Origin of the sequence: Actinopolyspora sabaoui (genome assembly GCF_051225635.1) — a bacterium.
GTDB lineage: Bacteria > Actinomycetota > Actinomycetes > Mycobacteriales > Pseudonocardiaceae > Actinopolyspora.
In genome coordinates, this window is the sequence record NZ_JBMIHH010000012.1 from 155,762 (window position 1) to 162,141 (window position 6,380).

Annotated in this window: 5 protein-coding genes; 4 read left to right on the top strand and 1 reads right to left on the bottom strand. The window is 65.9% G+C overall.

Going from position 1 to position 6,380, the window contains the following annotated elements:
* Positions 1–75 precede the first annotated feature (75 nt).
* From ACOQFL_RS20700 to secA, 3 genes are all read left to right on the top strand, one after another.
* Positions 76–771, top strand: a complete 696-nt coding sequence (locus ACOQFL_RS20700) for a ComF family protein (protein WP_435545855.1) — start codon at positions 76–78, stop codon at positions 769–771.
* A gap of 485 nt (positions 772–1,256) precedes the next feature.
* Entirely contained in the window at positions 1,257–2,009 is a 753-nt protein-coding gene (gene hpf / locus ACOQFL_RS20705) for a ribosome hibernation-promoting factor, HPF/YfiA family (protein ID WP_435545856.1), read from the top strand.
* A gap of 336 nt (positions 2,010–2,345) precedes the next feature.
* Positions 2,346–5,210: a preprotein translocase subunit SecA gene (secA, locus tag ACOQFL_RS20710; RefSeq protein WP_435545857.1), complete on the top strand. Its 2,865-nt coding sequence runs from the start codon at positions 2,346–2,348 to the stop codon at positions 5,208–5,210.
* A 106-nt stretch (positions 5,211–5,316) separates the two neighbouring features.
* Here the strand turns inward: secA and ACOQFL_RS20715 are convergent, their stop codons facing one another.
* On the bottom strand, positions 5,317–5,679 hold the full coding sequence (locus tag ACOQFL_RS20715; RefSeq protein WP_435545858.1) for an Rv3235 family protein: 363 nt from the start codon (positions 5,677–5,679) through the stop codon (positions 5,317–5,319).
* A 132-nt stretch (positions 5,680–5,811) separates the two neighbouring features.
* Between ACOQFL_RS20715 and ACOQFL_RS20720 the strand changes: the two genes are divergently transcribed.
* Positions 5,812–6,255, top strand: a complete 444-nt coding sequence (locus ACOQFL_RS20720; protein WP_435545859.1) for an HAD-IA family hydrolase — start codon at positions 5,812–5,814, stop codon at positions 6,253–6,255.
* Positions 6,256–6,380: the final 125 nt, after the last annotated feature.

Below are 6,380 nucleotides of genomic sequence, written 5' to 3' on the forward strand. Positions count from 1 at the left end.
GTGTGAAGCCGACACGCCGACCCGCGGGTGACGGAGTGCCCGGCACCGGCCCACACGCGAGTCAACCTCGTCGGCGTGTCATTCGATCGATACTCCCGCTCGATCGTTCCGTCGGGGCTGATGGATCTGCTGTTGCCATTGCGCTGTGCGGGCTGCGGTCTCGCCGGGGCCGTGCTGTGCGCCGAGTGCGACAGGTGGTTCCACGAGCCGCGCGTGATCCGTCCTCCCGCGTTGTCCCGTGAACCGTCGATTCACACGTTGGCCCGTTACCGCGGTCGGGTGCGTACGACGCTGCTGGCCTACAAGGAGGGCGGCCGTCGTGACCTGGAGAGACCGCTGGGAGAGCACGTGGCCACCGCCGTCCGGACGGTGCTCGCCACATCCGCCTCGATCACCGAAACCGACTCGCTTCGGCTGGTGCCCGCCCCTTCCAGGGCCGCGGCCGTGCGGCGCAGGGGTAGAGCGCACCTGGCGCGGCTCGCCCGCCGTGCGGAGCGGAGGTTGCCCGGCGTGCGCACGGCCGACTGCCTTCGGTTGAGTCCGCGAGTGCGCGACTCGGTGGGGTTGGGAAGCGGGCCGCGCTTCGAGAACCTGCGTGGTGGGGTACTGCCGCGCCCTGGCCGCCTGCCCCCGCCCGGTACTCCCGTGCTGCTGCTCGACGACGTGCTCACCACCGGTGCCACGGTGCTCAACTGCCGACGAGCCCTGTCCGAGCTCGGACTCCCGGTGGTGGCCGTGCTGGTGCTGGCGAGCGCCTGTCGGGAGTCCTGACCGGCCCCGTACCCGTTCCGGCTTCCGGAGTACTCCGTTGCCCACCCGCGAGTCCCGCGAGGCGAACCCGATTTCGGCTCGCCGGGAACCGATGGTTTGTCTCGCGCGTTTGGCGGGTATACGCGGATGACCGCACCGCCCGGCGCGGGCACGGTGCGGACGTCCGGGTACAGGTCCGAAAGGGCGAGCACGGGACACGGCCGTGCTACTGCTGTCGTCGGGACCGGCCCAGCGCCGGGCGGAGGTGTGTCATTGCGAACCCGGGGCCACGTCAATTACTCAGGGTGTCCGATTGACTTCACTCGACTCGGGGGGTGTCACAATTCCGCAACGCGAGCTAACGTGCGTTCCCATCAAGCCGTTTTCCGGCAGTGGAATGAGGTGAGGCAGTGATGACCCTGACGCCGGAAACGAGCTGAGCACGCTCACTCCGGTGTCGCCGTGATCGTCGTTCACGGAAGCACGCTGAGCAACGGAGGTCGTGAATGGACATCGTCGTCAAGGGCCGCAACGTCGAGGTGCCCACGCATTACCAGCAGCACGTCGACGAGAAGCTGAGCCGCCTCGACCGCTACGACAGGAAGGCCATGCGGGCCGACGTGGAGCTCCGGCACGAGCGTAATCCACGCCAGGCGAAGAACTGCCAGCGGGTCGAGATCACTCTCAAGGGACGCGGACCTGCGGTACGAGCAGAGGCCAGCGCGGTCGATTTCTACGCCGCCCTGGATGCCGCGTCGACGAAGCTGGAGAACCGGCTACGCAAGATGCACGACCGCCGGAAGGTGCACTACGGCCGGCGAAACCCCCGTTCGGTGGCGCAGGCAACCGCCGCGATGGCGGACCGTCCGGTCGCCGTCGCCGGTGCAGGGGGGACGACCGGCGGCCGCACACGTACGACACTCCTGGAACCGCCGGCCGATCAGCTGCGAAACGACAGTGCGGAGGGGAACAGCACCGTGAGCGACAGCGCCGTGAGCAACCAGCGGGCTTCCCGGACGACCGAACCTCCAGCGGGCGCCGGATTCCCGCAACAGCGTGAGGAAAGCAGCGACTACGAACCCGGTCGAATCGTCCGCGAGAAGGAGCACCCCGCCACCCCGATGACCGTGGACCAGGCCCTCTACGAGATGGAGTTGGTGGGACACGACTTCTACCTGTTCTTCGACGCGGAAGCCGACAAGCCCAGCGTGGTTTACCGCCGCAAGGGATTCGACTACGGAGTGATCAGACTGGCCTGACCCGGGTGGTCCCCGCGGCTACTCCAGCCGTACCGATTTGGTACGGACCATAACCATCGTGGTCGTCCACCGCGTACCGTGGTGCGCGGGGACGGCCACGTCTGTGGTTCGACGCGGCCCACGGGCGGCCAGCTTCCCCCTGCCACCGCACGATCGGGTGTGGCGGGAACACACGTGCGTGCCGGAAACGTTCGTGCTCCGTGGCCACTTCCGGTGTTCGAGCAGTGAGCATCGGTCTACGGTGCCTGAGCGAACCGTGCGGAGGTGGGCTTCTAATACTATGGCCGTAAAGCGTCCGTGACGGGCGCGTCACGATCAGCAAGTGAGGTCGACCGGATGGTCCTGTCCCGACTGCTCCGCGCTGGCGAAGGTAAGATGCTCAAGCGTCTGCGTTCCATCGCGGCGCACATCAACGAGCTCGAAGACGACACGGTCGCGCTGTCCGATGACGAGCTGCGGGCCAAGACCGATGAGTTCAAGGGCCGTTACGCCGACGGCGAGCAGCTGGACAAGCTCCTGCCCGAGGCCTTCGCGGTCGCTCGTGAGGGTGCCAGGCGAACGCTCGGCAATCGGCATTTCGACGTTCAGCTCATGGGCGGTGCCGCGCTGCACTTCGGGCAGATATCCGAGATGAAAACCGGTGAGGGCAAGACGCTCACCTGCGTGTTGCCCGGCTATCTCAACGCGATCACGGGCCACAGCGTCCACGTCATCACGGTCAACGACTACCTGGCCAAACGTGACTCGGAGTGGATGGGCCGAATATATCGGTTCCTCGGGATGGAAGTCGCCGCGATCACGGCCGACATGTCGCCCGAGCAGCGTAGGGACGCCTACAACTGCGACGTCATCTACGGCACCAACAACGAGTTCGGCTTCGACTACCTTCGCGACAACATGGCCTGGAGTCTGGCCGAGTGCGTCCAGCGCGACCACAACTTCGCGATCGTCGACGAGGTCGACTCGATCCTCATCGACGAGGCCAGGACCCCGTTGATCATCTCCGGTCCCGCCGACCAGTCCTCTCGCTGGTACCAGGAGTTCGCGCGTCTGGCTCCGATGCTGACCCGTGACGAGCACTACGAGGTGGACGAGCGCAAGCGCACCATCGGCGTCACCGAGGAAGGCGTCGACATCATCGAGGATCAGCTCGGGATCGACAACCTCTACGAAGCCGCGAACACCCCGCTGGTCGGATACCTCAACAACGCGCTCAAGGCCAAGGAACTCTACCGCAGGGACAAGGACTACATCGTTCGCAACGGTGAAGTGGCCATCGTCGACGAGTTCACCGGGCGCGTGCTGCACGGGCGTCGTTACAACGAGGGCATGCACCAGGCGATCGAGGCCAAGGAAGGCGTCGAGATCCAGGCCGAGAATCAGACGCTGGCCACGATCACGCTGCAGAACTACTTCCGGCTCTACGACAAGCTCGCCGGTATGACCGGTACGGCCCAGACGGAGGCCGCCGAGTTCCAGAGCACCTACAAGCTCGGTGTGGTCTCGATTCCCACCAACGAGCCGATGATCCGGCAGGACCAGGCCGACCTGATCTACAAGAGCGAGGAGGCCAAGTTCGCCGCCGTCGCCGAGGACATCGAGGAACGGCACGGCAACGGACAGCCGGTGCTGGTCGGCACGACCAGCGTCGATCGCTCCGAGTACCTGGCGAAGCTGCTCACCAAACGCGGTGTTCCCCACAGCGTGCTCAACGCCAAGCACCACGAGTCCGAAGCGGGAATCATCGCCGAGGCGGGCCGCAGGGGAGCGGTGACCGTGGCCACCAACATGGCCGGTCGTGGTACCGACATCGTGCTCGGCGGCAACGTCGATCACCTGGCCGACAGCGAACTGCGAAAGCGGGGGCTCGACCCGGTCGACAACCGGGAGGAGTACGAGGCCGAGTGGCCCGCGGTGGTCGACAAGATCAAGGAGCAGGCCGAGTCCGAGGCCGACGAGGTGCGCGAGGCGGGCGGCCTGTACGTGCTCGGCACCGAACGGCACGAGTCGCGCCGGATCGACAACCAGCTGCGTGGTCGCTCCGGACGTCAGGGCGACCCGGGCGAGTCGCGGTTCTACCTCTCCCTCGGTGACGAGTTGATGCGCCGCTTCAACGCCAACATGGTCGAGACCGTCATGACCCGCCTGAAGGTCCCCGACGACGTTCCGATCGAGCACAAGATGGTCACCAGGGCCATCCGCAGCGCTCAGACCCAGGTCGAACAACAGAACATGGAGATCCGCAAGAACGTCCTCAAGTACGACGAGGTGCTCAACCAGCAGCGCTCGGTGATCTACACCGAACGCAGGCGGGTGCTGGAAGGCGAGGATCTGCGCGAGCAGGTCGAGCACATGATCGAGGACGTGATCAGCGCCTACGTGAAGGGGGCGACCTCCGAAGGATATTCGGAGGATTGGGATCTCCCGCAGCTCTGGACCGCTCTCAAGACCCTCTACCCGATCTCGATCCACTGGGAGGACATCGCCGAGGAGGACGGCGACCTCAGCAGCAAGAAGGTGAACGACGCGGTACTCGCCGACGCCAAGCGTGCCTATGACGCGCGGGAAGCCGAGATCGAGGAGATGGTCGGCGAAGGCGGCATGCGCGAGCTCGAACGCCGTGTCGTACTCAGCGTGCTGGACCGCAAGTGGCGTGAGCACCTCTACGAGATGGATTACCTCAAGGAAGGTATCGGGCTGCGTGCGATGGCACAGCGGGATCCGCTGCTCGAATACCGGCGTGAGGGCTTCGACATGTTCAACGCCATGTTGGAAGCACTCAAGGAGGAGTCCGTCGGTTACCTGTTCAACGTCCACGTCGAGGCCGCCGAGCCGGAGGAGCCCGCGGAACCGTCGGTGCCGGTTTCGGTCAGCCAGAGCTCCGGCGGTGACGGTGCCGCGGCCGAGAACGGGCAGGCAGCCCAGCCCAGCTCCAAGCGTGGCAAGAAGTCCCGGGCCGCGGGACCGGCGTTGAGCCAGCTGGGTTCGCAGCAGGAGGAGCAGTCGCAGGTTCCGGCTGCCCTGCGTGGGAACGGTGCCGGAAGGTCGGGGCAGCAGCTCAGTTACTCGGGGCCGTCGGAGAACGGCGGGGTCGAGACGAGCGACGGCGAGTCCGAGGACTCCGCTTCGGAGCAGCAGGGCACGAGGCGGGAACGCCGAGCCGCCGCCCGGGCCGAGTCAAAGAAGGGCAAGAAGCGCTGAGCGAGGTTCCCCGAACTTCGCCGACCTGATGCTCGAGTGGACGGGATCCCACTGTTCCTCGAGTGGGACCCCGTCCCGAGTGGCCGTCCACACGCACCTCCTGGAGTTACATCAGCTTGAGCAGGGTGCACCACCACCCGGCGTCCAGTCGTTCCAGGCGGAGCGTCATGGCGCGGTGCCGGTTCGGTTCGTGGATGATCACGCAGACCTCCACGGTGCTGGAGTTGGTGGGGCAGGCGTGCACCGAGTTCATCCGGGTACGGAAGTCCAGCGGGGTTTCGCACCGAGTGAGGGTCGTCAGCAGACCGGCCACCGGTCTGCTCAACCACCGGCGTATCTGGTGGAGCGGCCTTCGCCCGGTCAATACCTCCACCATGCTTCTGGCCGCGCCTTGAGCCAGTGCCGATGCCGAGTAGGACGGCGGGGTACGGTCCTCGTTCCCGGCGAGTGCGGCGGTTCCCTCGCGCATGACGGTGCTCTCCCTTCCGGCTGTTTCACGGAATAGGAGTGACTCGTCCCCGCCGCACGTTCACTCCGAACCGGGCAACCACCCGATGGGATGAGCTCGGCCGTTCGAGTGGTCGCGAGTTAGGTTGTCGGAATGACTTTGTCGGCTCTCGTGGTCGATTTCGGTGGGGTCCTGGACGACTTCGGTGAGCGTTCGTCGGGACGGGCTGTCGATTCCGGATCGGAGACGGCGCCGGTGGTACGGGCGCTGGAGTGGCTTCGCGCTCGTGACGTGGCCATCGCTTTGTTGTCGAACGGGGACAGTCGCCCTACGACGATCGACTGCGACCGGTTGTTCGATCTCGTGGCCGTTTCGGCCGAAACCGGGGTTCGGAAGCCCGCTGCCGCGAGCTTTCGGCACGTGCTCGGACAGGTGGGACTGTCCGCCGAGCAGTGCGTCTTTCTCGACGACGAAGCGCGCAACGTTGCCGCGGCCGTCGAGATGGGCATGGTGGGAATAGTGCACTCCGGCGTCGAGTCGACGTTGCACGAGCTTTCCGTCCTTTTCGTTCCGGAGTTGGACGAACAGCCCGGATAACCCCGTGTTCACCTGGTGTTTTGGTGGTTGGTGGGGGTGGGTGTGTGGGGTGGTGTGGTGGGGGTTTAGAGTGGTTGTTGTCAGCACGGCGGGGCCGGGCTGGGAATCACGGGAAACGGTGAGTC